This is a genomic window from Bradyrhizobium sp. HKCCYLS20291, from assembly GCF_051167715.1.
Classification (GTDB): Bacteria; Pseudomonadota; Alphaproteobacteria; order Rhizobiales; family Xanthobacteraceae; genus Bradyrhizobium.
This window is the reverse complement of the sequence record NZ_JBNPTO010000031.1, coordinates 1-24,849: the sequence shown is the minus strand read 5'-3', so window position 1 is coordinate 24,849 and position 24,849 is coordinate 1. Positions and strand designations below refer to the sequence as shown.

22 protein-coding genes are annotated in these 24,849 nt (G+C 67.1%); 7 read left to right on the top strand and 15 right to left on the bottom strand.

Annotation, left to right across the window (positions count from 1 at the left end; genetic code table 11):
* Positions 1-95 precede the first annotated feature (95 nt).
* Together ACQR07_RS36290 and ACQR07_RS36285 are read left to right on the top strand one after the other, a co-directional pair.
* The gene (locus ACQR07_RS36290) at positions 96-1,322 is read left to right on the top strand and encodes a UDP-N-acetylglucosamine 2-epimerase (protein WP_434906837.1); all 1,227 of its coding nucleotides are present in this window, start codon (positions 96-98) and stop codon (positions 1,320-1,322) included.
* Between the two features lie 55 nt (positions 1,323-1,377).
* Positions 1,378-2,661 carry a hypothetical protein gene (locus ACQR07_RS36285; RefSeq protein WP_434906836.1) on the top strand — a complete coding sequence of 428 codons (1,284 nt, stop codon included), beginning with the start codon at positions 1,378-1,380 and terminating at the stop codon, positions 2,659-2,661.
* A 15-nt stretch (positions 2,662-2,676) separates the two neighbouring features.
* Here the strand turns inward: ACQR07_RS36285 and ACQR07_RS36280 are convergent, their stop codons facing one another.
* Genes ACQR07_RS36280 through asnB form a run of 8 tightly spaced genes read right to left on the bottom strand, consistent with a single transcriptional unit; the run spans position 2,677 to position 12,148 of the window.
* The gene (locus tag ACQR07_RS36280; RefSeq protein ID WP_434906835.1) at positions 2,677-3,597 is read right to left on the bottom strand and encodes an NAD-dependent epimerase/dehydratase family protein; all 921 of its coding nucleotides are present in this window, start codon (positions 3,595-3,597) and stop codon (positions 2,677-2,679) included.
* Positions 3,594-4,853, bottom strand: coding sequence for an O-antigen ligase family protein (locus tag ACQR07_RS36275; protein WP_434906834.1), 1,260 nt, complete (start codon positions 4,851-4,853; stop codon positions 3,594-3,596). The genes ACQR07_RS36280 and ACQR07_RS36275 overlap by 4 nt, the downstream gene beginning before the upstream one ends.
* A gap of 2 nt (positions 4,854-4,855) precedes the next feature.
* Positions 4,856-5,629, bottom strand: coding sequence for a WecB/TagA/CpsF family glycosyltransferase (locus ACQR07_RS36270; protein WP_434906833.1), 774 nt, complete (start codon positions 5,627-5,629; stop codon positions 4,856-4,858).
* The gene (locus ACQR07_RS36265; RefSeq protein ID WP_434906832.1) at positions 5,616-6,734 is read right to left on the bottom strand and encodes a glycosyltransferase family 4 protein; all 1,119 of its coding nucleotides are present in this window, start codon (positions 6,732-6,734) and stop codon (positions 5,616-5,618) included. The genes ACQR07_RS36270 and ACQR07_RS36265 overlap by 14 nt, the downstream gene beginning before the upstream one ends.
* A complete protein-coding gene (locus tag ACQR07_RS36260; RefSeq protein ID WP_434906831.1) occupies positions 6,731-8,026 on the bottom strand; it encodes an O-antigen ligase family protein in 1,296 nt (431 codons plus the stop codon). Before ACQR07_RS36260 ends, ACQR07_RS36265 begins: the two co-directional genes overlap by 4 nt.
* Positions 8,023-9,270, bottom strand: coding sequence for a hypothetical protein (locus ACQR07_RS36255; RefSeq protein WP_434906830.1), 1,248 nt, complete (start codon positions 9,268-9,270; stop codon positions 8,023-8,025). The genes ACQR07_RS36260 and ACQR07_RS36255 overlap by 4 nt, the downstream gene beginning before the upstream one ends.
* Before the next feature lie 3 nt (positions 9,271-9,273).
* On the bottom strand, positions 9,274-10,305 hold the full coding sequence (locus ACQR07_RS36250; protein WP_434906829.1) for a class I SAM-dependent methyltransferase: 1,032 nt from the start codon (positions 10,303-10,305) through the stop codon (positions 9,274-9,276).
* The gene (gene asnB / locus ACQR07_RS36245; protein WP_434906828.1) at positions 10,298-12,148 is read right to left on the bottom strand and encodes an asparagine synthase (glutamine-hydrolyzing); all 1,851 of its coding nucleotides are present in this window, start codon (positions 12,146-12,148) and stop codon (positions 10,298-10,300) included. The genes ACQR07_RS36250 and asnB overlap by 8 nt, the downstream gene beginning before the upstream one ends.
* A 385-nt stretch (positions 12,149-12,533) precedes the next feature.
* On the opposite strand from asnB, the gene ACQR07_RS36240 reads away from it, so the two are divergent.
* From ACQR07_RS36240 to ACQR07_RS36230, 3 genes are read left to right on the top strand one after another with little or no spacing between them, the layout of a single operon-like run.
* Positions 12,534-13,763, top strand: a complete 1,230-nt coding sequence (locus ACQR07_RS36240) for a nucleotidyltransferase domain-containing protein (protein WP_434906827.1) — start codon at positions 12,534-12,536, stop codon at positions 13,761-13,763.
* The gene (locus ACQR07_RS36235) at positions 13,760-14,896 is read left to right on the top strand and encodes a glycosyltransferase family 4 protein (RefSeq protein ID WP_434906826.1); all 1,137 of its coding nucleotides are present in this window, start codon (positions 13,760-13,762) and stop codon (positions 14,894-14,896) included. The genes ACQR07_RS36240 and ACQR07_RS36235 overlap by 4 nt, the downstream gene beginning before the upstream one ends.
* A gap of 16 nt (positions 14,897-14,912) precedes the next feature.
* The gene (locus ACQR07_RS36230) at positions 14,913-16,031 is read left to right on the top strand and encodes a glycosyltransferase (protein ID WP_434906825.1); all 1,119 of its coding nucleotides are present in this window, start codon (positions 14,913-14,915) and stop codon (positions 16,029-16,031) included.
* 6 nt (positions 16,032-16,037) lie between these two features.
* Here the strand turns inward: ACQR07_RS36230 and ACQR07_RS36225 are convergent, their stop codons facing one another.
* From ACQR07_RS36225 to sdhC, 5 genes are all read right to left on the bottom strand, one after another.
* Positions 16,038-16,988: a class I SAM-dependent methyltransferase gene (locus ACQR07_RS36225; protein WP_434906824.1), complete on the bottom strand. Its 951-nt coding sequence runs from the start codon at positions 16,986-16,988 to the stop codon at positions 16,038-16,040.
* Positions 16,989-17,076: 88 nt separating this feature from the next.
* Positions 17,077-17,859: a succinate dehydrogenase iron-sulfur subunit gene (locus tag ACQR07_RS36220; RefSeq protein WP_434866590.1), complete on the bottom strand. Its 783-nt coding sequence runs from the start codon at positions 17,857-17,859 to the stop codon at positions 17,077-17,079.
* Between the two features lie 49 nt (positions 17,860-17,908).
* Positions 17,909-19,747 carry a succinate dehydrogenase flavoprotein subunit gene (gene sdhA / locus ACQR07_RS36215; protein WP_434906823.1) on the bottom strand — a complete coding sequence of 613 codons (1,839 nt, stop codon included), beginning with the start codon at positions 19,745-19,747 and terminating at the stop codon, positions 17,909-17,911.
* Between the two features lie 3 nt (positions 19,748-19,750).
* Positions 19,751-20,125 carry a succinate dehydrogenase, hydrophobic membrane anchor protein gene (gene sdhD, locus ACQR07_RS36210; RefSeq protein ID WP_434866659.1) on the bottom strand — a complete coding sequence of 125 codons (375 nt, stop codon included), beginning with the start codon at positions 20,123-20,125 and terminating at the stop codon, positions 19,751-19,753.
* A 20-nt stretch (positions 20,126-20,145) separates the two neighbouring features.
* On the bottom strand, positions 20,146-20,544 hold the full coding sequence (gene sdhC / locus ACQR07_RS36205; RefSeq protein ID WP_434866592.1) for a succinate dehydrogenase, cytochrome b556 subunit: 399 nt from the start codon (positions 20,542-20,544) through the stop codon (positions 20,146-20,148).
* A 582-nt stretch (positions 20,545-21,126) separates the two neighbouring features.
* On the opposite strand from sdhC, the gene ACQR07_RS36200 reads away from it, so the two are divergent.
* Complete coding sequence (locus ACQR07_RS36200; RefSeq protein ID WP_434906822.1) at positions 21,127-21,384, top strand: hypothetical protein; 258 nt, start codon at positions 21,127-21,129, stop codon at positions 21,382-21,384.
* A gap of 4 nt (positions 21,385-21,388) precedes the next feature.
* Here ACQR07_RS36200 and ACQR07_RS36195 read toward each other — a convergent pair whose 3' ends face one another.
* Together ACQR07_RS36195 and ACQR07_RS36190 are read right to left on the bottom strand one after the other, a co-directional pair.
* A complete protein-coding gene (locus ACQR07_RS36195; RefSeq protein ID WP_434906821.1) occupies positions 21,389-21,937 on the bottom strand; it encodes a hypothetical protein in 549 nt (182 codons plus the stop codon).
* A gap of 10 nt (positions 21,938-21,947) precedes the next feature.
* Complete coding sequence (locus ACQR07_RS36190) at positions 21,948-23,474, bottom strand: malonate--CoA ligase (RefSeq protein ID WP_434906820.1); 1,527 nt, start codon at positions 23,472-23,474, stop codon at positions 21,948-21,950.
* A 180-nt stretch (positions 23,475-23,654) separates the two neighbouring features.
* On the opposite strand from ACQR07_RS36190, the gene ACQR07_RS36185 reads away from it, so the two are divergent.
* Complete coding sequence (locus ACQR07_RS36185; RefSeq protein ID WP_434906819.1) at positions 23,655-24,413, top strand: SDR family oxidoreductase; 759 nt, start codon at positions 23,655-23,657, stop codon at positions 24,411-24,413.
* Positions 24,414-24,849: the final 436 nt, after the last annotated feature.

Sequence of the window (24,849 nt, the reverse complement as noted above, 5' to 3'; positions counted from 1 at the left end):
GAGGGTCGCCGGGCCATGCGCGCCATGCTAGCAATTAGTGCATTGACTAGAATCCCGAGCAAAGCCGTGCGCTTTTGGAACCAGACCCGTTCATTATGCCAGCTGTGACGTTCGTCGTCGGGACCGTCCCCGACATCATCAAGTCGATCGAGGTGGCGCGGGCGCTGGCTGCTAGCGGGCTCCGCGTGACGATCTACGACACGCTGCAGAACAGGATGGATGTGTTCGCGCGCGATGGCCGCGTGCCGGTGGTCAGGACGAGCGTCGTGCGCGCCGACTGCCGCGACGATCTCGACTGGGTGGCGGCGTGCGCGAGCGAGATCGCGGAGCTCTGCGGCGACCTGGTGGTGGTGCAGGGCGACACCTACAGCGCGCTTGCCGGCGCACATGCAGCGCGCCGGGCCGGCGCTACGCTTGCCCATATCGAGGCCGGGCTGCGCAGCCATGATCCGCTCAGCCCGTTCCCCGAGGAGATGAACCGGGTCTTCATCGATACGCAGAGCGAGCTGTTGTTCTGCGCCACGCCCACCGACTTCGACGATCTGATCGCCACGGCGAACGTGACCAGCAAGAAGAGCTTCATCGTCGGCAATACCGTCTGCGACCCGATTTTCCGTCACAGGGAACGGCTGGCCGCCGCCGCAGTCCGGCCCGAAGGCATTCTCGTCTCGCTGCACCGGCGCGAGAACTATCAGCATCGCCAGCAGATCCTGGCTGCGCTGCGCCGGCTGACCGCGAGCCATCCAGGGATACATTTCCGTCTGCTGAAACGCGGCCTGCTCGCCGACCAGGAGGCTCTGACGTTCGGCGGCAACGTCAGCATGATCGGCATGACCGAGCATCTGCACTTCCTCGACATGCTGGCAGCATCGACACTGGCGATCTGCGATTCCGGCGGCATTCTCGAAGAGGCGGTGACACTCGGCGTGCCGGTCGTCTGCCTGCGCCGCGTGCTCGAGCGCGGCCGGCTGGTCGACGGTGTGACCTGCGTCGATCCCGAGGCGATCGACGGCGCGCAATTGGCGGCGGTCGTCGACAGTCTGCTGGCGCAGCCGCGCGACCGTCGCGGCGCGTTGCGCGAAACATTCGGCGACGGCCGCAGTGCCGATCGGATCGCGGCGCTGCTGCTGGATCATCTCGGTGAGCAGGCGAGCGACGATGTCGACGGCGCCCATCGCGCTCAGGCGCCCTCGCCGGTGCTGGTGCGGTTCGAACGGACCAAGCCTGCGGAGATCTCGACCGTCGTGAAGGATTTCAGGACGGAAGAACGGGCACGTCGCTACGCGGCGAGTGCTTCGGGAGCCGACGCGTGCGAGCCGTGACGCAAAGCCGGGTTGCACAGCCGGGCGCGTCGCTCATGTCCGGTTGGCTGCGACGATGACTGTTCACCGCGATCTCAGGCGTGGCAGCGACGACGTCCTGCTGTCGGAGCTCGGACGCTCGTTGCTGCGCTTCTATATGGACTTCGCGGCGCTGCTGCTGCCGCTGGCTTTGCTGGCGGCGATCGCGGCGGGACTCTACGTCTATGCGAAGCCCGTCTACGAGGCCAACGGGCTGCTCGACGCGCCGAAGCTGACGCTCGACGAATGGCGGCATCTCGGCCCGCTTCTGCCGGACACGCGCCTCATCAACGGAACCATCGAGCGGTTCGGCTCAGCGGATCGTCAGGCGTCGGGCCCGCGGCTCGACCCGGAGTGGATCCGCGCACGTTTCGACTCGCGCAGCTTCTGGGACAGCACCGTTCAGTACCGCAGCGCCCTGCGGCGCGAAGACGTTCGCGAGGCGCCGAACTCCGATCCGAGGATGTCAACGACGCTGGGCATCGACGTCAGCACGCGGGCACCGAGCCGTGAGACAGCCGCCGAACTGATGAACGCGATTGCCATTCACGTTGGGCAGGCGCTGTCCTGGTCGATCCTCGACACGTTCCTGCGGGATCGCAAGGACGCGACGGTCAGCCGCAAGGCCGAGCTGGAGGTCACGCTGACAAAGCTCGACTTCGCGATGACGCAGACGGAGACGCGCATTGCCGGCATGCGCCAGCTCATCGACGCCTATCCCGATCTGAAGACACTCGGCGGCAACACCGTCGTGACGCCCGACAACGGCGGCGGCAAGTATCTGTCACCCGCGGCGCAGCTGGTCGCGTCCCAGGCAACGCTGCTGGATCAACGCGGCCAGGTCGAGACCGCCAGGCGCGAGCTCGAGCTGATCCACTGGTATGAGCAGTTCTTCGCGCAGGCTTCTGCGCCGCCGCCGGCAGTGCGGTCCGGCTCCGGCTACGCCGATTGGCTCGACGGCAGGCGCAAGGCCTTCTTTGCCAATCCGGCCGGCGCGGCCATTCAGGTCGATCAGGAGATCGCGTTCGCGGTGGCCGAAGCGCGCACGCGCGGCAGCCGGATTGCGTTCAGCGCCGCGCCGAGCGTCGGCCTCGGGCCGGTCGCCACCCGATCGCCGGTGCTGGTAGCACTCGGCGTGTTTGTCGCGGCCATGCTGCTGTTCGGTCTGTTCCTCGCCATCTATCGCAGCGCCCGGCAGCTCGACGCTTCGGCCTCGACGCCATGGCTGGCCTCGCAGGACCCGCTGTTCTCCTGGCTCCCGCGCCGGCTGCGCAGCGCGCTGTTCCGCTACGAGCGGCACCATGCCGACCACAGCCTTTAGGCTGCGCGACACGTCTCAGACGCCACCCCGTTCGATGAGCAGGCGTTGCAGCGCCTCCTGCAGATCGAGACGCGCGCGCCACCCGAGCAGTGCCAAAGCTTTTGCCGGGTCGCCGAGCTGGCTCGGCCTGTCCGTGCGCCGTCGGCGCTGCGCATCGACCTCGATGCGGATCGAACGCCCCGACACGGCGGCAAGGCACTGCACCAGCGCGTCCACCGCGTGTTCCTGTCCCGAGCAGATATTGAAAGTATCGAGCGGCAGCGGGCGTGCATCGTCAAGCAGCGCGGCGAGGCCTTCGGCGACGTCGTCGGCATGCAGATAGTCCCGGCGCGGGGCGACGTTGCCGAGCCTGACGACGCCGCTGTCCTGTCCGAGCTGCGCGAGAATATCCGGCAGCAGATGCGCATTGGGATCATCATGGGCGAGCGTGTTGAAGATGCGCGCAGTGCGCCCCGTGCCGTTGCCGCGCTCGCACCACAGCTTCAGCTGGCTCTCGTTGCAGAGCTTGGACAGCGCGTAGTTGTCCATCGCCTGGGTCGGCGACGTGTCCTCGTGAAGCGGCCCCTCGATCCACTGATAGACCGCGCCGCTGGAGGCCAGAACGATCCGGCCGACACCCGCCTCCGCCGCGGCCGCGAGCACCGTCTCGGTGCCGACGACATTGATGTCGAGGCACCTGCTGCGGTCGGCCTCGCAGGTCGGGATGTGATGCAAGGCCGCCAGATGCACGATGGCGTCGGGCCTGACGTCGCGCAGCACGGCGTGCAGTCCGGCCGCGTCGCGAATGTCGCATCTCTCTGTAATCGCCGCCTCGCTCGGCATCGGCAACCCGCTCGAGAGATCGTCGACCACAGTGACCACGTCGCCGCGCCGCGCCAGCCGGGCAACCAGACGCCGCCCGATCATGCCGGCGCCGCCGGTCACACAGACCCTCATGCCGGTGCCTCCGTCCTCGGATGGGTGAAGACCAAGCCCGCCGCGACCGAGATGTGCAAGGCAAATCCGTAGAACGGCAGATAGAAGTCGAACAGGCCGAGGCTCAGCATGACCACGAGCCAGATCAGCATCCACCTGAGCCCCGATGCCCCCGATCGACCGGACCAGGCAGGCGCCATCAGGACGGCGGCAAGGCTTGTGATGGCGGCGAGACCCACTAGTCCCGTTTCCGAGAGGATGCCGAGCACCAAATTGTGCGCGTGCAGCTCGCCACGCAGGAATCGTCCGCCCGTGAAATCCGGCGTCAGGAACTGGAACACGCCCGGACCCAATCCCCACAGCGGATGTTGCGTCCAGGCGTCGAAGGCGCCGCGCATGATGTAGGTCCGGCCGAGCGAGAACATGGTGGCGAGACTTTCGCGCGAGGCGCTGGTGAGCTCGTCGTAGCGAGCCCAGATCATCACGGCCACCAGCGCGACGAGCACGCCCAGCATCGTCAGCGCCAGCTGTCGTTGGCGACCACGCCGCGTAACGGTGAAGGCCGCAGCCAACGCCAGCAGCGGCAGCACCGGATTGCGCGCCTCGGTCAGAACCAGCGTGATCGCCGTCCCAGCGATCGCGGCCACCAGCGTCGGACGGCCGATCGCGCCCTCGTCATGCAGCTGGGCGGCCATCACCGTCACCACGACGGCGATGGCGCCGAAGGTTGCGGGATGCTCGTAGAGGCCGATGATCCGCGGCAGGTATCTCACCGCATCGGGGCCGTGAAACCACAGGCCGAGATCAGCGATCCACGCGATGCCATAGCGCCCGCCCAGCCCGACGACGAGCGCGACCCACAGCGCAATGACCAGCGCACGACCGATCGCACCGCGCAGATTGGGATGGAGAACGAGGATATTGAGGATGCACCATAGCAAGAGCAGCTGCGTGGCGTAGCGTACGCCGAACTTCATCGCGATCAGGCGATGCTCGGACAGCGCGGTCGACACCGTGAGCACAGCAAGGCAGCCGCCGATCGCGACCAGCGGCGCTCGCAGCCGGCCCGGAATGCCGGCCCGCACCAGGAAGACCAGGGATGTGCCGATGCCAACGAGGCGCAGCGCCGTCGAGCCGAGCGAGATGCCCTCGCCGAAGCCGCTGCCGACCACGACATGCTGCAGGCAGAACAGCAAATAGACGCCGGTGAAGGCGAGCGTCGCCGCGACCTGCGAGCTGCGCACCCGCGACGACAGGGCGCCGGTTGGCTGCGCCATCGTCAACGCGCTTCGCCCTTGATCCCGACTGACCGCAGCGACACCCACGCGCGGGCCAGCAGCCACGCGTAGACGGCGTTGGTGCGGACGTAGCGCATCAGGAGCCGCCGCGGCTCGAGGCACAATCGGAACAGCCATTCCATGCCGATCTTCTGCACCCAACGCGGCGCCCGTCGCAAGCGCCCCGACAGCACGTCGAACGAGCCGCCGACGCCCATCGCCACGGGAACAGTGAGGCGCTGCCAATTGTCGCGTACGAAGATCTCCTTCTTCGGCGAGCTGATGCCGATGAACAGGAAGGCCGCGCCGGAGGCGTTGATCGCATCGATCACGGCCGGCTCCTCATCCCGGCCGAAATAGCCGTCGCGCTGACCGGCGATCCGCAGCGACGGCCAGCGCTGGCGCAGGCGCTGCGCGGTCGCGGCCACGATCTCCGGCTGCGCGCCGAGCAGATAGACGCCAAGCTCTGCTCGCGACGCCTGCGCGCAAAGGTCCTGCATCAGGTCGATCCCGGCATAGCGCTCGCTCGCGATCCCGAAGGCGGCGAGGCCAAGGGCGATGCCCTGGCCATCGACATGGACGATCTCGGCGTGCGCCAGCGCCTGCCGCAGTTCGAGATCGCGTCGCGCATCGACCAGCTTGGCGACATTCAATCCCTCGATCCGCAATCGGGGCGCGCGCCCGAGCCCAGCCTCCATGGCGCGGTGGAGGAGTTCGGCCCGGCCGAGCAGGTCGACCGAACAGCCGAGCAGGGATGCGCGTTCAGACGAGACCATCGGTCTCACTCATCGCTGCTGGCCCGACGTCTGCGCGAGGCGACGTTTGTCCATAGAGCGCAAGGATCCGCGCGGCATGGCTCTCCCAGGTGAAATGATCTCTCGTTCGCGCGGTGACCTCCGCGGGCAGATGCAATTGCGCCACGCGGGCCGCTGTAACAGCGAGCGCTTCGACATCGCCGAGCGGATAGAGCCCCTCGGTCCACCCGGCGGCCTGGAGGATCGCGACATTCGCCGGGATATCGCTGGCCACGATCCTGCAGCCCATGAGCAGCATCTCGATCAGGACGGTCGGACCGCCTTCCGCCTCCGACGGCAGCACGAAACAACCGGCACCAGCGGCCATCGCCGCGACCTCGGAATCGGCGACGAAGCCATGGAAGCGGACGCGCGCCGCGACGCCGGCGCGTGCCGCACAGTGTGCCAGCCGCTCGCGGTCGGGGCCGCGCCCGACGATGTGCAGCACCGCCTGGGCGAGCTCGGGCCGGCCGAGCGCCGCGATCGCATCCTCCAGCCGCTTCACCGGATCGAGCCGCCCGACAGAGAGCAGCGATGGCTCACCCTCCAGCCGGACGGCGCGCGCTGGACCCGCCAGGACGGCGGAGCCCAGCACGCAGTTCGGCAGGATCACCGGCGTGGCCGCAGCGAGCCCGCGCGCACGCAGCTCATCGCGCCAGAACTCCGCCAGCAGCACCGTGGCATCGCTCGCGGCAAGCAGGCGGCGCTCGATGACGTGGTCCCAGAGTCGCTTCGCGACCTGCTTCAGCGAAGCCTTGTCGTCGTAGTAGCAATGCGGCGTGTAGACAAGGCGCTTGCCTCGCAGCCGCGCCAGCAATGCCGCGAGTGCTGTGATCGGCGTGCGGGCGCCATGAACGTGGACGATGTCGGCCCAGCCGACGTGGCGCCAAAGTCCGCGCCTCGCGTCGGCGTGTACGTCGTAGTCGCACCTGTCATCGGGCGTCGCCGCCCGCGGTGCCACGACACGAACGTCGAAGCCGAGCCCGGCCGCCGTCGTGGCGAGGCCATGGATGTGCCGCGCGACACCGCCGCCACCCTGATGCGGTGCAAAGTCGCGATGAACGTGGAGCACCCGCGGCCGCCTCATGCTGCCGCCTCGGTGGCATCGGACACCGCGTCTTGCGCCATCGCGAGCAGCCGCATGCCGCCGCCGGTGAGCAGCCACAGTGACGCCGATCCGGACACCGCCAGCAGGTGATCGGAGGTGATGAAGGTGGTCGCCAGCCCGATCATCAGCCAGAATGTCGCCAGCGCGTAAGGCAATTGATGCGCGCGGTCGGCCCGCCACAGACGGACGAGACAGACGGCGTAGAACACCAGCAGCATCAGCGCGGCCGGCGCGCCGATCTGATAGGCGATCGAGAAGATCGCGCCCTCGCCGCCGCCGACCCTGACGGGTACGGACTGCGCGGCGATCGGGCCCTGCGCGCCGACGCCATAGCCGAGCAGCGGGATCTGCGGAAACCCGTCAATGTTGCGCTGGAAGGCCGCCCAATGACCGGGACTTGATCCGTCGGTCTGATCGATGGTGGCGTCGACGACGTTGCGGGTCACCAGGAAGATGCCCAGCAGCACGGTCGAGGCGACTAGCAGACGCAGCACGGGCTGTCGTCTCAGGGCCGGCGTCGTCATGAGATAACCCGTGAGGGCGACGGTGCCGACCAGCATCGCCCCGCGTGTACCGGACATCCAGACGCCGGCGGCAAGCCCGACGCAGGTCAATGCTCTCCACAACCCGATCCGCGTAGGCCTCGTCGCCACCACCAGGACGCCGGCGACGGCGAGCACGATGCCCTGCGCCAACGGCGCTGCGACGAGGCCGGCCGCGCGGCGTGTGTGCTCGAGATCGATGAAGAAGTTATAGGGAAGGCGGGTGTCGGGCTCGGCCCCATACACCAGTCCCTTGATGCCTGCCATGTAAGCGGGAAAGCCGATCGTCTCGGTCCAGAACTCGGTGTGCTGGATATCCCAGGCACCGAAGGCCGCGCTGAAGCTGGCGATCGTGACGTGGCAGACCACCAGCGCGCGGATGTCGGCGGTGTCGCGGACGCAATGATAGCCGACGAGAAAGAACAGCACCGGGATCAGCAGCGTGCCGAACGAACCGACCAGCACCGACGCGGGGAGCGCAGCCGCCAGGCTCGCCGCGAGCGCCAGCAGCGCCAGCCCGACATAGGCCAGCAACGGCATCCAGAGCGAGCGCGCCATCCGCGCCGTCGCAAGGCACAGGCCGGCGGTGACGATGACGATCGCATCACGGAGCGGCCGCGCGTAGGCCACCGCAGGCACTGCGCCGCTCTGATAGATCCATGCGGAGAGCAGATCGCCGAGATGGACCCAGGCGACGAGGATCAGCAGATAGGCGCGGCGCAGCGTCATGCCGGGATCTCCGGCAGCCAGTCGTCGCCATGGGCGAAGCTGCGCGCCAGCCAGCTCCGCTGCCGCTCCAACATATCCGCGCGCGCGGCGGGATCGGCCAGCAGCCGATCGACGAGATCGCAGAGCTGGTCGGCATCATCAGCTACGATCTCCGGTCGGCCCACTGATAGCGCCTGTCGTGACGCCGTGACGGGCCAGTTCATGCCGATGACGAGATGGCCGTTCTGCGCCGCCTGGATCAGCGCGGTCGAGCAGAACCCGACCAGAATCTTTGATGGGCCAGTGTCCCCGCCAAACTCGGCATGCGGCGGCCGCCGACAGAGAACCGCGAGGCGCTCGCTTGTATAGGGATGGCCGAGCCGCACTTCCTCGGGGTGCAGATGGATTGCAAGCTCGCGGCCAGCGAAGCGCGCCGCGATACGCTCGGCGATATCAAGAAAATCCGCAGACAACGCGCGGCCGAACACGGGTGTGTGGGTCTGTGACACCAGGCCGATCGCCTGCGCCAGCGGCCTGTCCTGCCGCGTCACGATCTGCGTATGGGGCCCGTAGCGCAGGACCGCGGGCGGTGTCCCCTTGTCGAGATAGGCGCGGCGGCTGCTTTCGCCCCAGACGATCTGGCGCGGCGCTCTGGTCGGGAAGAACTCATCGGTGGGCAGACCGTGCTGCACGCAGACACCGTGCCACCGCGTTCCCCCCGCGAGCAGCGCCGCAACACAGAACAGTTCGAAATCATTATGCAGCACCAGAGCGCCGCCGCGCTGTGCGCCAAGGGTGCGTGACCACGCGCCCTGCCACAGCCGCAGCCGAAACAGGCAGCAGCGGACGACGAACGCGCGCCAGTCCGGCTTCTCGAACGTAAGCACGAAGGCGCGGCAGGCATGCATCCATGCCGACCATGGCGGGCGTCCTGGCCCGGACGCGCCGGAGACCGCGCGACGAAGTCGCGGGTGAACGGCGATGTCGTAGAGGATGCCGCGCCGATCCAGATCGGCCATGAACGGCTGCAGCGCATCGATGCCGCTGGGGCCAGGCCTACTCGCGATCATCACGACTGCCGCCGAGACCGAAGTGCTGTTCGCCATCAGGCACAGCAGTGCATCTCGCACGGCGGCGAGCAGCGCGCGCGGCCGCGGTCCGAGCCACGATGTGCGTTGTGCGATGAAGAAGATCTCATGCCGCGCGCTCGCGGCTTCAGCGCCATAGGCGTGCTGAAGCTCGGCGACGAAGCCTGCGAACGGCATCGATCAGGTCCAGCCGACGCGGCGCAACGCGCGCCGCTGTCGATAGCGCTGCAGCTCGCCGATCGGGCCCGGGCCCGCCGTCGCCAGCACCAGCCGCTTGGCGGCGCGCTGCAACTGCTGGCGCCGCGTCGGCTGCCAGTCGACGGCCGCAAGCCGCGCGTCGATTGCTGCAATGTCCTGCACGGTCGCAGGAGGCGCGGCGGTCGCGGTCTCGCCGGCTGACGGCTTTTGCAGCTCGATCCAGATGTTGTCCGCGAGCACGCCGCCATCGGGATGCGGACCTGCGGAGATGATCCGAAAACCTGCGTTGCCGGCCAGCGCCGACAACGTCGCGACGGTGAAGTAGCTGAGATGGGCGGGATGAAACAGGCTCGGCGAGATCGCGCCGCGCATCAGGTCCGGCACCTCGAAGAACGCCCGGCCGCCCGGCTTCAGCGCGGTCAGCACTTGTTTCAGCGCGACACCGGGTTCCGCAAGATGCTCGAGCACGTGAAACGCGACGACCACGTCGAGATCACCAGCGGCCACGGCGTCGATGTCCGGCACGAACGCCACGTCGGCGCCGCCGATGAGCCTTGTCCGATTGGTGATATCAGGCTCCGTCGCCGACAGCCGGATGCCGTCCACGCCTGCCGCTGCGCCGAGGAAGGCGCCGAAGCCGGAGCCCATCTCCAGGAGATGCGCCCCGCGCGCCAGATGCGGCTGGACGCGTGCGAACCGCAAGGCAGCCACGACACGATCCCCGCGCCAAGCGAAGAAGCGCCGCTCACTGCCCCACATCGCTTCGAACGGAAACAGGCGGCGATAGTGGTGGCGATAGAACCGATCGAGACTGTCGTCCGTGAAATCGGGCGCAAGATAGACACCAGCGCAGACGCCGCAGCGCCGGATCACCTGGCCGGCGCCGACATGAGATTCGGGCGCGACGGTCCGCTGCTGAGCGCCGGATCCGCAGAGCCGGCAGCAGCCGCTGTCCGGTTTCAACGCGAACCGCAATTTCTCGGCGCGTGGCAGCGTGGGATGGAGCTCAGCCATAGATGCTCCGATACCAAAGCGCGACCGAGACGGCCAGCCAGAAGGTCGGGTGCAGGTCGCCGCCGCTCGCGGCCGCTCGCAACCGCGCGACATCGACGAAGGCGTCGAGTCCCGGCGGCACATCGTCGAGCAGCCGAGCAATCGGCATGCGCGACACCAGGAACTGCTCGGCATGGCCGAAGCCGGTGGATTTGTTCTGCCACGCCACGCGTGGCTGCAGGTCGTGGGAGAAGGCACGCCGCAACAGCTCCTTCCCCTGCCCCGATCCCATCAGCTGCTGAGACGGCGTGGCCAGGGCGCGTTCAATAAGGCGATAGTCGAGAAAGGGCGATCGCACCTCGACGCCGAAGCGCATGGCGTTGCGGTCGGTGATGCGCAGGATCTGGGGAAGACTGGTCGACAGCACATCGCGCCGCAGCCGCTCCTGCAGGTCGACGCGCATGTCCTCCTGCAAGACAGCAAGCCGCAGCTGCGATTTAGACCACAGCTCCCGCGCGATCATGCCGACGCTTGGGCGACGGGCGCGGAGCAATCGCGCAAGAAGCGGAAGCGGAAGGTCCCAGGCCATGCGGTTGGCGACCAGGGATACCCGGGCGCCGCGGCGCAGGAGCCGCAGCGCCGCCGTCAGGTTCGCCGAATGCAGCGCATCGCGCACGGCAAAGGGCTGGTAGCGCGCCGAGTAGCCGCCAAAGGCCTCGTCCGCCCCCTCGCCCGTGAGCGCGACCTTGTAGCCGGTGTCGCGGATCGCTTTGTAGGTACGATAGCTGGCGAGGATGGAGGGCGTGCTGAACGGCTCCTCCTGGGTGCGGACGAGCGCGGCGAGCTCAATTTCATCCGGAACCGCTCGGCCCCTGCAGACATGATGGCGCTCTGGTGCGCCGAGCCCGCGCATCAATGCCGCGGCCGCCTCGGTCTCGTCGAAGCGTGCGAACTCCCGATCCGCATAGCCGTAGGTGAAGGCGCCGGCGAAGGTGACGCGAGGCCGGTGTTCGCAGGCCAGCGCAGTCGTCGTCAGGATCGAGCTGTCGAGGCCGCCCGACAGCAGCGCCACGGTCGGAACGTCAGAACGCAGCCGCAGCGCGGTGGAACCGCAAACCAGCTCGCGCGCATCGGCCGCGACGAGCGGCGGCGCCTCACCGACACGGGGCCAGCGGTGATAGGTCCATGACGTCGTGACGCCATCCCTGGCGATGCGCCAGACCTCGCCCGGCGGTACGGTCTCGATGCCGCGGAAGAATGTCTCGTGGGTGTGCCCGGAAAGACCCAGCGTCAGGAAATCGAACACGGAGCCCGGATTCGGGTCAGGATAGCTTCCCCGCATCGCCGCGACCGCCCCGATCTCGCTGGCCAGCATGATCCTTTGATCGACGCGGTGCAGATACAGCGGCTTCACACCAAGGCGGTCACGACACGCGATCAGATCGCCCGAGCTCTGCTCGAAGATCACGATCGCCCACATGCCATCGCAGCGGGCGAACAGGTCGCGGCCCCAGATGCGCCAACCGGCGAGGAGCACCTCGGTATCGCCGTCGCCGCGGAAGCGCTCTCCGCGGCCTTCGAGCTCGGCGCGCAGCTCGAGGAAATTGTAGATCTCACCGTTGAAGACCACCACGTTGCCGGTCGCAGGGCACACCATGGGCTGTGCCGCCGCCGCACTGAGATCGAGGATGGACAGCCGGCGATGCGCCAGGATGGTGGTGCTGTCGCAGGCATGAAGACCTTCGCCATCCGGACCACGATGTGCGATGGCATCGAGCCCGCGCCGCGCGGCGCGCAGCAGCAGGTCGGGGTCGCCGCCTCGGATCGCGATCAGGCCGCACATGACGCGACCGCGCGTATGCACGCAACGCCGCTTTCGGCTGTTTGCAGCACCTTCAGAATCCGACAGCCGCGCATGAAAATTCCGGACTCCGGTACAGTTGGGAACCCGCGCATCGATCCGGAGCAGGCGGCCCTTGCTTGTGTCACCCGCCTCCGTGCCTTATGGAGTCGGACTACGCAAGTCCACCCTCCGCGGGCGGCCTCGACAGGCGCGAGACAGCAGCGAAGGGTATTATTTGCGCGTCGCATTCATCCGAGTGTTTCCCGATTTGCGCAGGCGATGCCGCGGATATGACCTTCAGATCGCGTAAGCCGCCTCGCATCGTATCAAGCTCTGATGATGTGGGCTTTCCTGTCGACGAGACGGATTGCAACGCGGACATCTGCTGGTTTGGAGCCGTTGCGTCATGAGGGCGCTCGCGGCTCCATCGGCGCAGCAAAGTGCAGCATTCCAGCTGGCGCTGGCCTGCACGCGCGCACCAGTCCGCGGGACGTCGGCGCAGGCCGTCGAACGTGCCGTGGGCCGCGTCGACGATTGGCAGCAACTGCTACGCGTCATCAAGCGCCATCGGATCGCAGGTCTTGCGCATCGGGCCCTTCAGCCGCATGCGGCCGAAGTGCCTGAGTTCGTGCGCGCGATCCTGTCGCGGGAAGCCGGCGCGATCGCGCGCACGGGCCTCGTGCTCACGAGCGAATCGATTCGACTCGACGCGGCATTCCGCGCCGTGGACATCGATCTCGGCTTCCTCAAGGGCCCGGTGCTGTCCATGCAGCTCTATGGCGACGTCGGACGGCGCTATTGCCGCGATCTTGATCTATTCGTCGCTCCCACTGACCTCGCACGTGCTACTGATGTGCTGCAGCAGCTTGGCTACGTTGCAGCCGGAGAGCTTCCGGGCGGCGATATCGCTGCGTGGACGCATCGGCTCAATGAATGGGAGTTTCGCCACCGCGACAGCGGCATCCTGATCGAGCTGCACTGGCGGCTATGTCCGAATGCCGCGCTGGGCGATCTGCTGGCTGCGAAGCTGAGCTGGAGCGACGTCGGCATCGGCAGCGATAGAACGCTGCGCACGTTGGGCGGCGACACGCTCCTCGCCTATCTTTGTCTGCACGGCGGGCTGCACGCCTGGAGCCGCCTGAAGTGGCTGGCCGATATCGACGTACTCCTCAGTAGCAGCGCCGACCTGCCGCAGCGGCTCCTGACCTTGTCTGACCAGATCGGCCTTCGGCGTCCCGTCGGTCAGGCACTCTGGCTCGCAGCCGAGCTGCTCGAGACGCCGCTCGACCCGGCCACGCGACAGGTACTGGCGCAGGATCGCGCGGTGCGCAGGCTCGGCAGAGTGGCGCTCGCCGCGATGACGGCGGGTGGAGGGGAGGCCGAGCTGGAGAACACGGCGTTCGGCATGACCCGCGTGCGTTTGTCTCACTTCGCCCTGCGCGGCGGCTGGCGTCACTGGTGGTCGCAGGCGCAGGTGGCGCTGGCGAGCAGCGACGACATCAAGCGGATGCGGTTGCCGCGCTGGCTCGGCTTTGCCTATCCCGTGCTGCGGCCCGTGCTCTGGGGCCTGCGCAAGCTCACGGGACCCGCTCGCGGAGGCGGGTGTGCGAGCCAAGACCGGCGGGCGATCCGGTGAAGGTGATCTATACCGTCGACGCGGTGCGTCAGCCGATGACCGGTGTTGGACGCTACACGCTCGAGCTGGCACGCGCGCTTGCGCGGCAGTCGGGCGTCTCGCTGACATTCATGCAAGGCAGCCGCCATCTCGATGCGTTGCCCGTCCCCGCCGCGGGTCATCCCTTCGTTCCGGTCCTGCGCAACGCGCTGTCGGGCTTCAGCCTGCCGACCGCTGTGTATCGGCATCAGCTCGGCCTCCGCCGCGCACGGGCGCTGCGTGGCCACGCCGAGGCGATCTTCCACGGCACGAACTACTATCTCCCGGTGTTCCCCGGCCGCAGCATCGTGACCATCCACGACGTCTCCGCATTCACCGCGCCCGAGTATCACCGGCCTGATCGCGTGCGCTACATGCATAAGGAGGTCGCCTTGGCCGTGCGCCGCGCGGCGCGAATCCTGACCGTGTCGGAATTCTCCAAGGCCGAGATCACGCGGGTTCTTGGCGTCGATCCCGACCGGATCAGGGTCACACCGCTCGGCATCGGGCCGGAATTTCATCCCCACGAGCCTGCCGCGCTGAAGGCGGCGTTGTCCGGTTTGCCCGTGCAGCCTGGCGGCTATTGCCTCTCGGTCGGGACCGTCGAGCCGCGCAAGAATTTGACCGTTCTGCTCGACGCGTTCGCGAGTCTGCCGGCGCAGCAACGCCAGCGCTGCCCGCTCGTGCTGGCCGGAGATCGCGGCTGGGAGAGTGCGGATCTTCATCGACAGATCTCAAGGGCTGTGCGCGACGGCTGGCTCATCTATCTCGGCTACGTGCCGGACCGGCAGCTTCCGGCATTGATGGCCGGCGCACGGCTGTTCGTCTATCCCTCGCTGTACGAGGGGTTTGGTCTCCCACCGCTCGAAGCGATGGCCTCCGGGGTGCCGGTCGTATGCTCCGATGCGCCGGCGCTGGCAGAGGCCGGGGGTGACGCAGCGAGGATGGTATCGCCGCATGATCCGCGATCGCTCGCGGAGGCCATCGCGCAGGGACTCGACGACGAGACATGGCGAGAGCAGGCGCGCGCGCGTGGCCTCAACCGTGCCGCCCGCTTCAGTTGGGAGCGCTGCGCGCAACTGACCGGCGCGGCCTATCGCGAGCTGGCGGCATGACGAGGGCCCGCCGCCGATGAAGGTCCTGCACGTCTACAAGGCTTGTCTGCCCGAGACGATCGGCGGCATTCCGCTCGTCATCGACCAGCTCGCCACCGGCTTGGCCCGCCGCAGCGTGCAGGTCGATCTTCTGGCGCTGTCGCCCGCCTCCGGCGACCTGCCCGACCTGCAGCGCAACGGCTATCGCATTCACCGCGTCCCTCAGAGCTTCGAAATCGCCTCGACCGGCTTCTCCCTCGCTGCACCGCGCCGGTTTCAGCAGCTGTCCCGCGACGCTGATATCGTGCACTTCCACTATCCCTGGCCGTTCATGGATGCCCTGCATCTAGCGCTGTCGAAGGACAGACCGAGCGTCGTCACCTATCACTCCGACATCGTCCGGCAGAAGCAGCTGCTGCGCCTCTACCGGCCCTTGGCGCGCCGCTTCCTGACGCATACGGATCGCATCGTTGCGACCTCGCCGAACTATCTGCTGACGAGCGAGATGCTGCAGGCCTATGTGGACAAGGTCAGCGTGATTCCGATCGGGCTCGATCCGCGATCCTACCCCGAGCCCGAGGCACAGGCCGTGAGGTCGTGGCGCGAGCGGCTGGGCGAGGGCTTCGTGCTGTTCGTGGGCGTGCTCAGGGCCTACAAGGGCCTGCCGTTCCTGATCGACGCCGCCCGGCTGACCGGGCTTCCGACGGTGATCGTGGGAGCCGGCCCGATGGAGGGCCGCCTGCGACGGCTGGCGCGCGGAGCCCCGCACGTCACCTTCCTCGGCAGCCTGTCGGAGGCCGACAAGGCGGCCGTTCTCTCGCTCTGCGGCGCCGTGGTGCTGCCGTCGCATCTGCGGTCCGAAGCGTTTGGCGTGGCGCTGCTCGAGGGCGCGCTCTACGGCAAGCCGATGATCTCGACCGAGATCGGCACCGGCACGAGCTACGTCAATATCGCCGACCTGACCGGGCTCGTCGTGCCGCCAGCGGACCCGCGCGCGCTCGCGGCGGCGATGCGTCGCCTGCACGACGAGCCGGAGCTCGCGACGGCGATGGGGCAGCACGCGCGTGAGCGCTGCCTGGCGATGTTCGGTGCCGATCGGATGACCGACGCCCATCTCGATGTCTATCGCGAGGTGCTGGCCGCGCGATCGCGATAGATCAGGTCATCGGCCGGCCAGGGCGAGCTTGCCGAGCCGCCGCGCCACCCGCGGATAGCCGTCCGCGAGCCGCCACGGCTGCATCTGGCGGCGGATCTCGTCGCGCAGCCGCAGCGCATCCGGCACGGCGAGCGCCGTCGGCTCGGCACCCCCGGCCCGCGCGAAGACTCGGAGATTGGTCGGATGGATACCGTAGAGCTCCTGCTGCACGGTGTGGACGCGAAAGCCATGCCGGGTCAGCAGGCCGGTCAGCGTGGCGGCGGTGAAGTAGCTGCGATGCGACACATGAACGTAGTTCAGGCCGATCTCCGACCATCGCGCGAGGTCGGGGACCTCGATCACCAGCCAGCCGTCGCGCGGCAGCCAGCCGGCAATCGTGTCGAGCGTCGCGCCGGGATCTTCGAGATGCTCCAGGACGTGGAACAGGGTGACGATGGCCGGCTGGAACGGCGCGCCCTCCGGCGAGGTGAAATCGCCGCCGCCGACGCGCCCGCGCAGCTCGAGCTGGTCCTCGGCGTAGCGACGCTGCGGTCCGCCGGGCTCGATGCCCCAGAAGCTCGCGCTGCCGGCGTCGCGGCAGGCCGCCAGGAAGAAGCCGTGGCCGGCGCCGATGTCGATCACGTCATCAAGAGCGCCGACGACGTTGCGAATCGCGTTGACGCGATAGCCGGCGGCGAGCCGCGCCTGGCCGAGGGCGGGGGGCGAGAGGTTCTCGGCCGCCATCAGGCGCTGATAGATGTCACGGTAGAAGCGCTGTGCGGCCGCGCCGGTCAGGCCGCGCGCGAGATAGATGGCGCCGCAGACCTGGCAGATCGAGAGATCGACACGCAGGAAATAGCGGTCGCGGCTCAGGACCTGTTGCGGCTGATCCGCCTTGCAGAGCGGGCAGGGCAGCCGCTTGAGATCGCGATCGAGGCGATGCAGATCGAACAGCAGGGACAGCGGTGATCGACGCATCGATGTAGCCTGCTTGGCGATCGCTACCAGCCAGACACCACCCGATTCCGAGGAGCATCTGGCGATATTCGTAGCGAACGTCCGGCGGCTAGATCTGCCGCTCGACCAGCTTGAGCTTGAGCTCGGCGATCGCCTCGGCCGGGTTCAGCCCCTTCGGGCAGGCCTTGGCGCAGTTCATGATGGTATGGCAGCGATACAGCCGGAACGGATCCTCGAGATTGTCGAGCCGCTCGCCGGTGGCCTCGTCGCGGCTGTCCTTGACCCAGCGATTCGCCTGCAGCAGCGCCGCCGGTCCGAGATAGCGCTGGCTGTTCCACCAGTAGCTCGGGCACGAGGTCGAGCAGCAGGCGCACAGGATGCACTCGTAGAGGCCGTCGAGCTTCTCGCGATCCTCGTGGCTCTGCCGCCATTCCTTCTGCGGCGTCGGCGAGGTCGTCTTCAGCCACGGTTCGATCGAGGCGTATTGCGCGTAGAAGTTGGTGAGATCAGGCACCAGGTCCTTCACGACCGGCTGGTGCGGCAGCGGATTGACCTTCACCGCGCCGTCCTTCACGTCGTGCATCGACCTGGTGCAGGCGAGCGTGTTCTGGCCGTCGATGTTCATCGCGCAGGAGCCGCACACACCTTCGCGGCAGGAGCGGCGGAAGGTCAGCGACGGATCGATATGGTTCTTGATCCAGATCAGGCCGTCGAGCACCATCGGACCGCAATCGTTGACGTCGACATAGAAGGTGTCGACGCTCGGATTCTTGCCGTCGTCCGGATTCCAGCGATAGACCTTGAACTCGCGAACCTCGGTGGCGCCGGCCGGTTTCGGCCAGGTCTTGCCGCCGGTGATCTGCGAATTCTTCGGAAGTGCGAACTCAGCCATTTCGGGAGGCCTTCTTGCTTTTGACGGACGGGGCTCAGTACACGCGCGATCAGTAGACGCGTGCCTTGGGCGGGATGTACTGCACGTCGTTGGTCATGGTGTAGTTGTGCACCGGGCGGAAATCGATCGTGGTCTTGCCGTCCTTGTTGTCGAGCCACGCCAGCGTGTGCTTCATCCAGTTCTTGTCGTCGCGATCCGGGAAATCCTCGCGGGCATGTGCGCCGCGGCTCTCAGTGCGGTTGTTGGCCGAGTCCATCGTCACCACCGCCTGCGCGATGAGGTTGTCGAACTCCAGCGTCTCGATCAGGTCCGAGTTCCACACCAGCGAGCGGTCGGACACGGCGATGTCACTGACGCCGCCATGCACCTTGTGGATCAGGTTGTGGCCTTCCTGCAGCACCTCGCCGGTACGGAACACGGCGCAATTGGTCTGCATCACGTGCTGCATGCTCTCGCGCAGCTTCGCCGTCGGCGTGCCGCCGGAGGCGTAGCGATAGCGGTCGAGACGGCCGAGCGCGAGATCCGCGGAATCCTTCGGCAGATCCGGCTGCTTGCCGTTCGGCGTCAGCTTCTCGGCGAGCCGCAGCGCGGCGGCGCGGCCGAACACGACGAGGTCGATCAGCGAGTTGGATCCGAGCCGGTTGGCGCCGTGCACGGAGACGCAGGCCGCCTCGCCCACCGCCATCAGGCCGGGGACGATGGCGTTGTCGTCGCCGTCCTTCTTGGTCAGCACCTCGGCGTGATAGTTGGTCGGGATGCCGCCCATGTTGTAGTGCACCGTCGGCACGATCGGGATCGGCTCGCGGGTGACGTCGACATTGGCGAAGATCTTGGCGGATTCAGAGATGCCCGGCAGGCGCTCCTGCAGCACCTTCGGATCGAGGTGGTCGAGATGCAGGAAGATGTGGTCCTTCTTCTTGCCGACGCCGCGGCCTTCGCGGATCTCGATGGTCATTGCGCGCGAGACGACGTCGCGCGAGGCGAGGTCCTTGGCTGACGGCGCATAGCGCTCCATGAAGCGCTCGCCCTCGGCGTTGACGAGATAGCCGCCCTCGCCGCGTGCGCCCTCGGTCACCAGACAGCCTGAGCCGTAGATGCCGGTCGGATGGAACTGGACGAACTCCATGTCCTGCAATGGCAGGCCGGCGCGCAGCGCCATGCCGCCGCCGTCACCGGTGCAGGTGTGCGCCGAGGTGCAGGAGGCATAGGCACGGCCATAGCCGCCGGTCGCCAGGATGGTGGTCTGGGCGCGGAAGCGGTGCAGCGTGCCGTCGTCGAGCTTGATCGCGATGACGCCGCGGCAGACGCCCTGGTCGTCCATGATCAGGTCGATGGCGAAGAACTCGATGAAGAACTCCGCAGCATGGCGCAGCGACTGGCCATACATCGTATGCAGCATCGCGTGGCCGGTGCGGTCGGCGGCGGCGCAGGTGCGCTGCGCCTGGCCCTTGCCGTAGTCCATGGTCATGCCGCCGAACGGACGCTGGTAGATCTTGCCGTCCTCTGTGCGCGAGAACGGCACGCCCCAATGCTCGAGCTCATAGACCGCGTCGGGCGCGTTGCGCACCATGTACTCGATCGCGTCCTGGTCGCCGAGCCAGTCCGATCCCTTGACGGTGTCGTACATGTGCCAGCGCCAGTCGTCCTGGTGCATGTTGCCGAGCGAGGCCGAGATGCCGCCCTGCGCCGCGACGGTGTGCGAGCGGGTCGGAAACACCTTGGTGATACAGGCCGTGCGCAGGCCCGCTTCGCTGCAGCCGACCACGGCTCGCAAACCGGCGCCGCCGGCGCCGACCACGACGACGTCGTAGGTGTGGTCCTCGATCGGATAGGCTTTTCCGTTCGTCGCGGGCGCGCCGTTCGCGCTGCCATTTGCTCCGCCGGCCATTCGCTAGACTCCAGTGGACAGTTTGATGAGGGCGTAGATCGAGGCGATCGCCACGGTCACGGCAAAGAAGTTGTTGGCCATCACGGCGACGAGCTTGATCGGCTCGCTATGGACGTAGTCCTCGATGATCACCTGCATGCCGATCTTCATGTGCCAGCAGCTCGCGACCACGAACAGCAGCATGATCAGCGCGATCGGCAGCGAGCCGAGGATCTGCGCGGCGCCGGCCTGATTGCGACCGAGCAGCATGATCACCACCACGACGACCGGCACGATCAGCAGGGTCATCGCGACCGCGGTGATGCGCTGGCGCCAGAAATCACCGGTGCCGGAATGCGCCGCACCGAGGTTGCGGACGCGGCCGAGCGGGGTCCGCATCGATTTCGCGCGTGCGTCGCTCATCGGCCGCCTCCCACTGCGTAAGCCACGATCCACACCAGAACGGTCAGGAAGATGCCGCCGATCAGTGCACCCCAGGTGAGCGTCTCGCGCTCATTGGGCTTGAAGCCGTAGCCGAGGTCCCAGACGAAGTGGCGGATGCCGGACAACAGATGGTGCAGCAGCGCCCAGGTGTAGCCGAACACGATCAGGCGACCGAGAAAGCTCGCCATGAAGCCCTGGACATAGGAATAGGCGCTTGGACCGGACGCGGCGGCGATCAGCCACCAGGCCAGCAGCAGCGTCCCGAAATAAAGTGCAACACCGGTGGCGCGATGGACGATCGACAAGATCATCGTCAGCGTCCAGCGGTAGGTTTGCAGATGCGGCGAAAGCGGTCGTTCGATCCTGGCTGTCATTGGTTGCTTTGATGATTTCTTGTGGGCCGTGAACGGAAGGGGCTTGCGGCCGTGTGGATCGGCAAGGCGGGCTTTATTTACGGAGAAGGAACAGGTGTTGCAACGGCCAAATGGCTGGAAACCGAACAGCGATTCAGTACTACGGCGGCAGTGGAAAAAGGACCAATCGCCGCCGTGGTATACCAGACCCTATCAACCTGCCCTCGTTGCGAATTTCGGTTCATTTCTATCCCTCCGCTGAAGCCGCGGCGACCACGTCCGAGCTGTAAAATAGCGCCAATCCTAGGTCATTGATTCACCGCTTAACTACGGTCTTCGCCGTATCGGGTTTGCAGACGCGAGGCCCGTAAGGCCCGTGAATCTGCAAACCTGACCGGAGCGATTCGCGGGACAATCAGTCCCCAACGGCGCTCCGGTTTCGTCCCCTTGTTTCGGCAAATCACCGCTGGCCCACGCGTTCCTCGTGGCCGACGGCGCAAGGAAAGGCGCACGGCATGGGTCCATTTTGCCGCATGTCCGGGGACGCCGAAGCGGCCTAATCTCGCCAAGTCGCAACAAACCTCGCGGTGCAGGGGCACGCCGATGCCGCTTCAAACGGTCAGACCGACGACACCCGAACGCCCGGCGGCGCTGCCGGCGCGCAAGGTGTCGTCGCAAGAGCCGGCCGAGGAGCCGCTGACCTGCATCCTCGGCTTCACCGCAGCCGGACTGTTCGCCGCCTGCCTGGCGCTGGCTATTCAGCACGAGATCGCGTGGCTTGCCGTGCTCGAATTCGTGCTGATCTGCGCCGCGCCGCCGCTGGCCGCGCTCGCGGGTCTCATGCTCTGTCGGCAGCGCTGAGCTATCACCGGCCGAGATCGTTCGTCCGTCCACCATCCTGGCCCTCGTCCTTCAAGGCTGGCAGCCGCACGTCGCCTGCACCCAACCTTTGAAGATCGCCCTCATGCTCGATGCGGCCAGCGTCGACCAGCGCCTGGATCCGCGCAGCGATCTCCGCAAAATTCAGCGGCCAGGACAGCTCCTCGCATCGCCGCGATGCCAAGACGAGGATCACCGCTAGATTGATCCAGCCGGGCTTCAGCAGCGAAAAGATGAGACCATCGAGATCCGATTCCGTGATGGACGGCGGCAGCGCGACATCCTCCCAACGCAAATGCCTGACTGTCCCGACGACTTGCATCGGCACAGCCAAGTCGGGGAACCGCGCGTAGACAGGTTGGAGCAGATCCCGATAGAGCCGCGATGAGACATCGACCATCGCAGCCGACAGCGCTCCGCTCTCGTCGTCTTCGACATCGACCAGGGCGGACGCAGCGCGTCCGAGGGCGCGCGAGGCATCGAGTAGATGATGCTGAATCGCCTCGGCCTGCTCGCGCGTCATCCGCCCGGTCATCGCGTCTCCGTCACTTCGTATAGATGTCCTTGTACTGGTCACGCAGCACGTTCTTCTGCACCTTGCCCATGGTGTTGCGCGGCAGCTCGTCGACCACGAACACGCGCTTGGGCATCTTGAACTTGGCGAGCCGGCCATCGAGGCCCTTGAGCACACCGGCCTCGCTGATGTCGGCGCCGGGCTGGCGCACCACGACGGCGGTGACGCCCTCGCCGAAATCGGCATGCGGCACGCCGATCACGGCCGACTCCACGACGCCCGGCATGGCGTCGATCTCGCTCTCGATCTCCTTCGGATAGACGTTGAAGCCGCCGGAGATCACCAGATCCTTGCCGCGGCCGACGATATGGACGTAGCCCTGGCTGTCGATCTTGCCGAGATCGCCGGTGATGAAGAAGCCATCGTCGCGGAATTCGGACTTCGTCTTCTCCGGCATCCGCCAATAGCCCTTGAACACGTTCGGGCCTTTGACCTCGATCATGCCGATGTCGTCGCGCGCGAGCTCCTTGGCCGTTTCGGGATCGGTGACGCGCACGGACACGCCGGGCAGCGGGAAGCCGACCGCACCGGGCACGCGCTCGCCGTCATACGGATTCGACGTGTTCATGTTGGTCTCGGTCATGCCGTAGCGCTCGAGCACGGCGTGGCCGGTGCGCGCGAACCATTCGCGGTGGGTCTCCGCGAGCAGCGGCGCCGAGCCGGAGATGAAGAGACGCATGTGGCGGGTCGTCTCCTTCGACAGCCGCGGGTTCTGCAGCAGCCGCGTGTAGAAGGTCGGCACGCCCATCAGCACCGTGGCGCGCGCCATCAGGTTGATGATCAGGTCGGGATCGAGCTTCGGCAGAAAGATCATCGCCGCGCGCGAAAACAGCGTCACGTTGCTGGCCACGAACAGGCCGTGGGTGTGATAGATCGGCAGCGCGTGGATCAGCACGTCATCCTTGGTGAAGCGCCAGTGGTCGATCAGGGTCAGCGAGTTCGAGGCGAGATTGTCGTGGGACAGCATCGCGCCCTTGGATCGGCCGGTGGTGCCCGAAGTATAGAGAATGGCGGCGAGATCGTCCGCGCCGCGCGGCAAGGTCGTGAACGCGCTGTCCGCCTTGTCCGCCGCGTCCGTCAGCGAGCCCCTGCCCGACGCATCGAGCGTTTCCACCTTGGCGCCGACCTTGGCCGCGAGCGCGCCGATACCCTCCGCCTTGGCAGGATCGCAAACCACGACCGTCGGCTCGGCGTCGCCGATGAAATAGTCGAGCTCATTGAGCGTATAGGCGGTGTTGAGCGGCAGATAGACGCCGCCGGCGCGCACAGTCGCCAGATAGAGCACCAGGCCCGACACGGATTTCTCGGTCTGCGCCGCGACGCGATCGCCCGGCTTGACGCCCCGGCTTACCAGCACATTCGCCATCTGCCCGGCCCGCGCGACGAGGTCGCCATAGCTAATGCGCTGGCCGTCATGGGTCTCGATCGCGAGACGGCTGGGATCGTCGAGGCCATCGAACAGGCGGGCGAACAAATTGGCGTTGACGGCTTGGTTCATGCAACATTCCCCTCAAGAGCACCGCCGGGCCGGCTGTTTCAGCCGGCGGAACATCGGGCTCGACGAAGACGAAAAGGGCCGGACGGCGGATGGCAGCGGCGGCGCCGCCAGGATGGCCGTCTCTGTTCGAGGCTGCTCTAGCAAAAACGCCCTTTCGAAGGCAACGGGAGACGCAACGATATGACCAAGGGGAAACGGATCGCGTGGATCACCGGCGGCGGCACCGGCATCGGCGAGGCCGGCGCGCTGGCGCTGGCGGCCGAGGGCTGGACCGTGATCGTGTCGGGCCGGCGCAAGGCGGCGCTGGAGGCCGTGGTGGCGAAGGTGGCGGCGAATGGCGGGGTGGCCGAGGCCGTTCCGCTCGACGTCGCCAAGGCCGCCGACGTGCAGGCGGTGGCGGACGCCATCCTGGCGCGGCACGGCCGGATCGATCTCGTGGTCAACTCCGCCGGCGTCAACGTGCCGAAGCGGAGCTGGAACGACATGACGCTGGACGGCTGGAACCAGCTGGTCGAGATCAATCTCAACGGCGTGCTGTACTGCATGAAGGCGGTGCTGCCGGCGATGCGCAGGCAGCAGGACGGCACCATCATCAACGTCTCGTCCTGGGCCGGCCGTCACGTCTCGAAGATGCCGGGCCCGGCCTACACCTCGACCAAGCATGCGGTGCTGGCGCTGACGCACTCCTTCAACATGGAGGAATGTGCGAACGGCTTGCGCGCCTGCTGCCTGATGCCGGGCGAGGTCGCCACGCCGATCCTGGAGCAGCGCCCGGTGGTGCCGAGCGCAGAGGAGCAGGCCCGCATGCTGCAGCCCGAGGACCTCGGCCGCACCATCGCGTTCGTGGCGAGCCTGCCGCCACGGGTGTGCGTCAATGAAATCCTGATCAGCCCGACCTGGAACAGGGGATTCATTCAGACGCCGGGGCGGAGGGATTGAGCGGAGCTGGAGGTCGGTAACGGCGAGCGCGCCTGCAACGACTGAGATCTCCGGGACTTGGCGCCACATGACGCCAGCCTTTGCAATGGCCCATCGCGCGTCACACCACCGGCGTCGTCCCGGCGAACGCCGGGACCCATACCGCGTGATGTCTGAAACAGGCAGGCCGAGAGTCCCGTGCAAAACAATTGAACCCTGTGGTTATGGGTCCCGGATCGGCGCGCTTCGCGCTTGTCCGGGACGACAGTTGAGGTTGACGCGCGGGCGTTGCCTCCGGGACAGAGTTCAAGACATGCGCCTTCGTCCTCGCGACACGATGCGCCCGAGCTGTGCTGAAACTCACCGCCCTCGAATAACAGAGGGCGCAGGGAAGGCCGGGCGCTGGCCGCGCCCGTGGCCCGCCTGCGAAAAAAATGCAGGCGGCAGGTACCACAGG

Bases quoted from the DNA above. Each gene is read 5' to 3' on its own strand.
- ACQR07_RS36240 (WP_434906827.1), top strand. From the start codon at position 12,534: ATGAGGGCGCTCGCGGCTCCATCGGCGCAGCAAAGTGCAGCATTCCAG.
- ACQR07_RS36185 (WP_434906819.1), top strand. From the start codon at position 23,655: ATGACCAAGGGGAAACGGATCGCGTGGATCACCGGCGGCGGCACCGGC.
- sdhA (WP_434906823.1), bottom strand. From the start codon at position 19,747: ATGGCCGGCGGAGCAAATGGCAGCGCGAACGGCGCGCCCGCGACGAAC.
- ACQR07_RS36225 (WP_434906824.1), bottom strand. From the start codon at position 16,988: ATGCGTCGATCACCGCTGTCCCTGCTGTTCGATCTGCATCGCCTCGAT.
- ACQR07_RS36190 (WP_434906820.1), bottom strand. From the start codon at position 23,474: ATGAACCAAGCCGTCAACGCCAATTTGTTCGCCCGCCTGTTCGATGGC.
- ACQR07_RS36255 (WP_434906830.1), bottom strand. From the start codon at position 9,270: ATGCCGTTCGCAGGCTTCGTCGCCGAGCTTCAGCACGCCTATGGCGCT.
- ACQR07_RS36220 (WP_434866590.1), bottom strand. From the start codon at position 17,859: ATGGCTGAGTTCGCACTTCCGAAGAATTCGCAGATCACCGGCGGCAAG.
- ACQR07_RS36285 (WP_434906836.1), top strand. From the start codon at position 1,378: ATGACTGTTCACCGCGATCTCAGGCGTGGCAGCGACGACGTCCTGCTG.
- ACQR07_RS36265 (WP_434906832.1), bottom strand. From the start codon at position 6,734: ATGAGGCGGCCGCGGGTGCTCCACGTTCATCGCGACTTTGCACCGCAT.
- ACQR07_RS36260 (WP_434906831.1), bottom strand. From the start codon at position 8,026: ATGACGCTGCGCCGCGCCTATCTGCTGATCCTCGTCGCCTGGGTCCAT.
- ACQR07_RS36280 (WP_434906835.1), bottom strand. From the start codon at position 3,597: ATGAGGGTCTGTGTGACCGGCGGCGCCGGCATGATCGGGCGGCGTCTG.
- sdhD (WP_434866659.1), bottom strand. From the start codon at position 20,125: ATGCGGACCCCGCTCGGCCGCGTCCGCAACCTCGGTGCGGCGCATTCC.
- ACQR07_RS36290 (WP_434906837.1), top strand. From the start codon at position 96: ATGCCAGCTGTGACGTTCGTCGTCGGGACCGTCCCCGACATCATCAAG.
- ACQR07_RS36270 (WP_434906833.1), bottom strand. From the start codon at position 5,629: ATGGTCTCGTCTGAACGCGCATCCCTGCTCGGCTGTTCGGTCGACCTG.
- ACQR07_RS36195 (WP_434906821.1), bottom strand. From the start codon at position 21,937: ATGACCGGGCGGATGACGCGCGAGCAGGCCGAGGCGATTCAGCATCAT.
- ACQR07_RS36230 (WP_434906825.1), top strand. From the start codon at position 14,913: ATGAAGGTCCTGCACGTCTACAAGGCTTGTCTGCCCGAGACGATCGGC.
- ACQR07_RS36275 (WP_434906834.1), bottom strand. From the start codon at position 4,853: ATGGCGCAGCCAACCGGCGCCCTGTCGTCGCGGGTGCGCAGCTCGCAG.
- ACQR07_RS36200 (WP_434906822.1), top strand. From the start codon at position 21,127: ATGCCGCTTCAAACGGTCAGACCGACGACACCCGAACGCCCGGCGGCG.
- ACQR07_RS36250 (WP_434906829.1), bottom strand. From the start codon at position 10,305: ATGGCTGAGCTCCATCCCACGCTGCCACGCGCCGAGAAATTGCGGTTC.
- sdhC (WP_434866592.1), bottom strand. From the start codon at position 20,544: ATGACAGCCAGGATCGAACGACCGCTTTCGCCGCATCTGCAAACCTAC.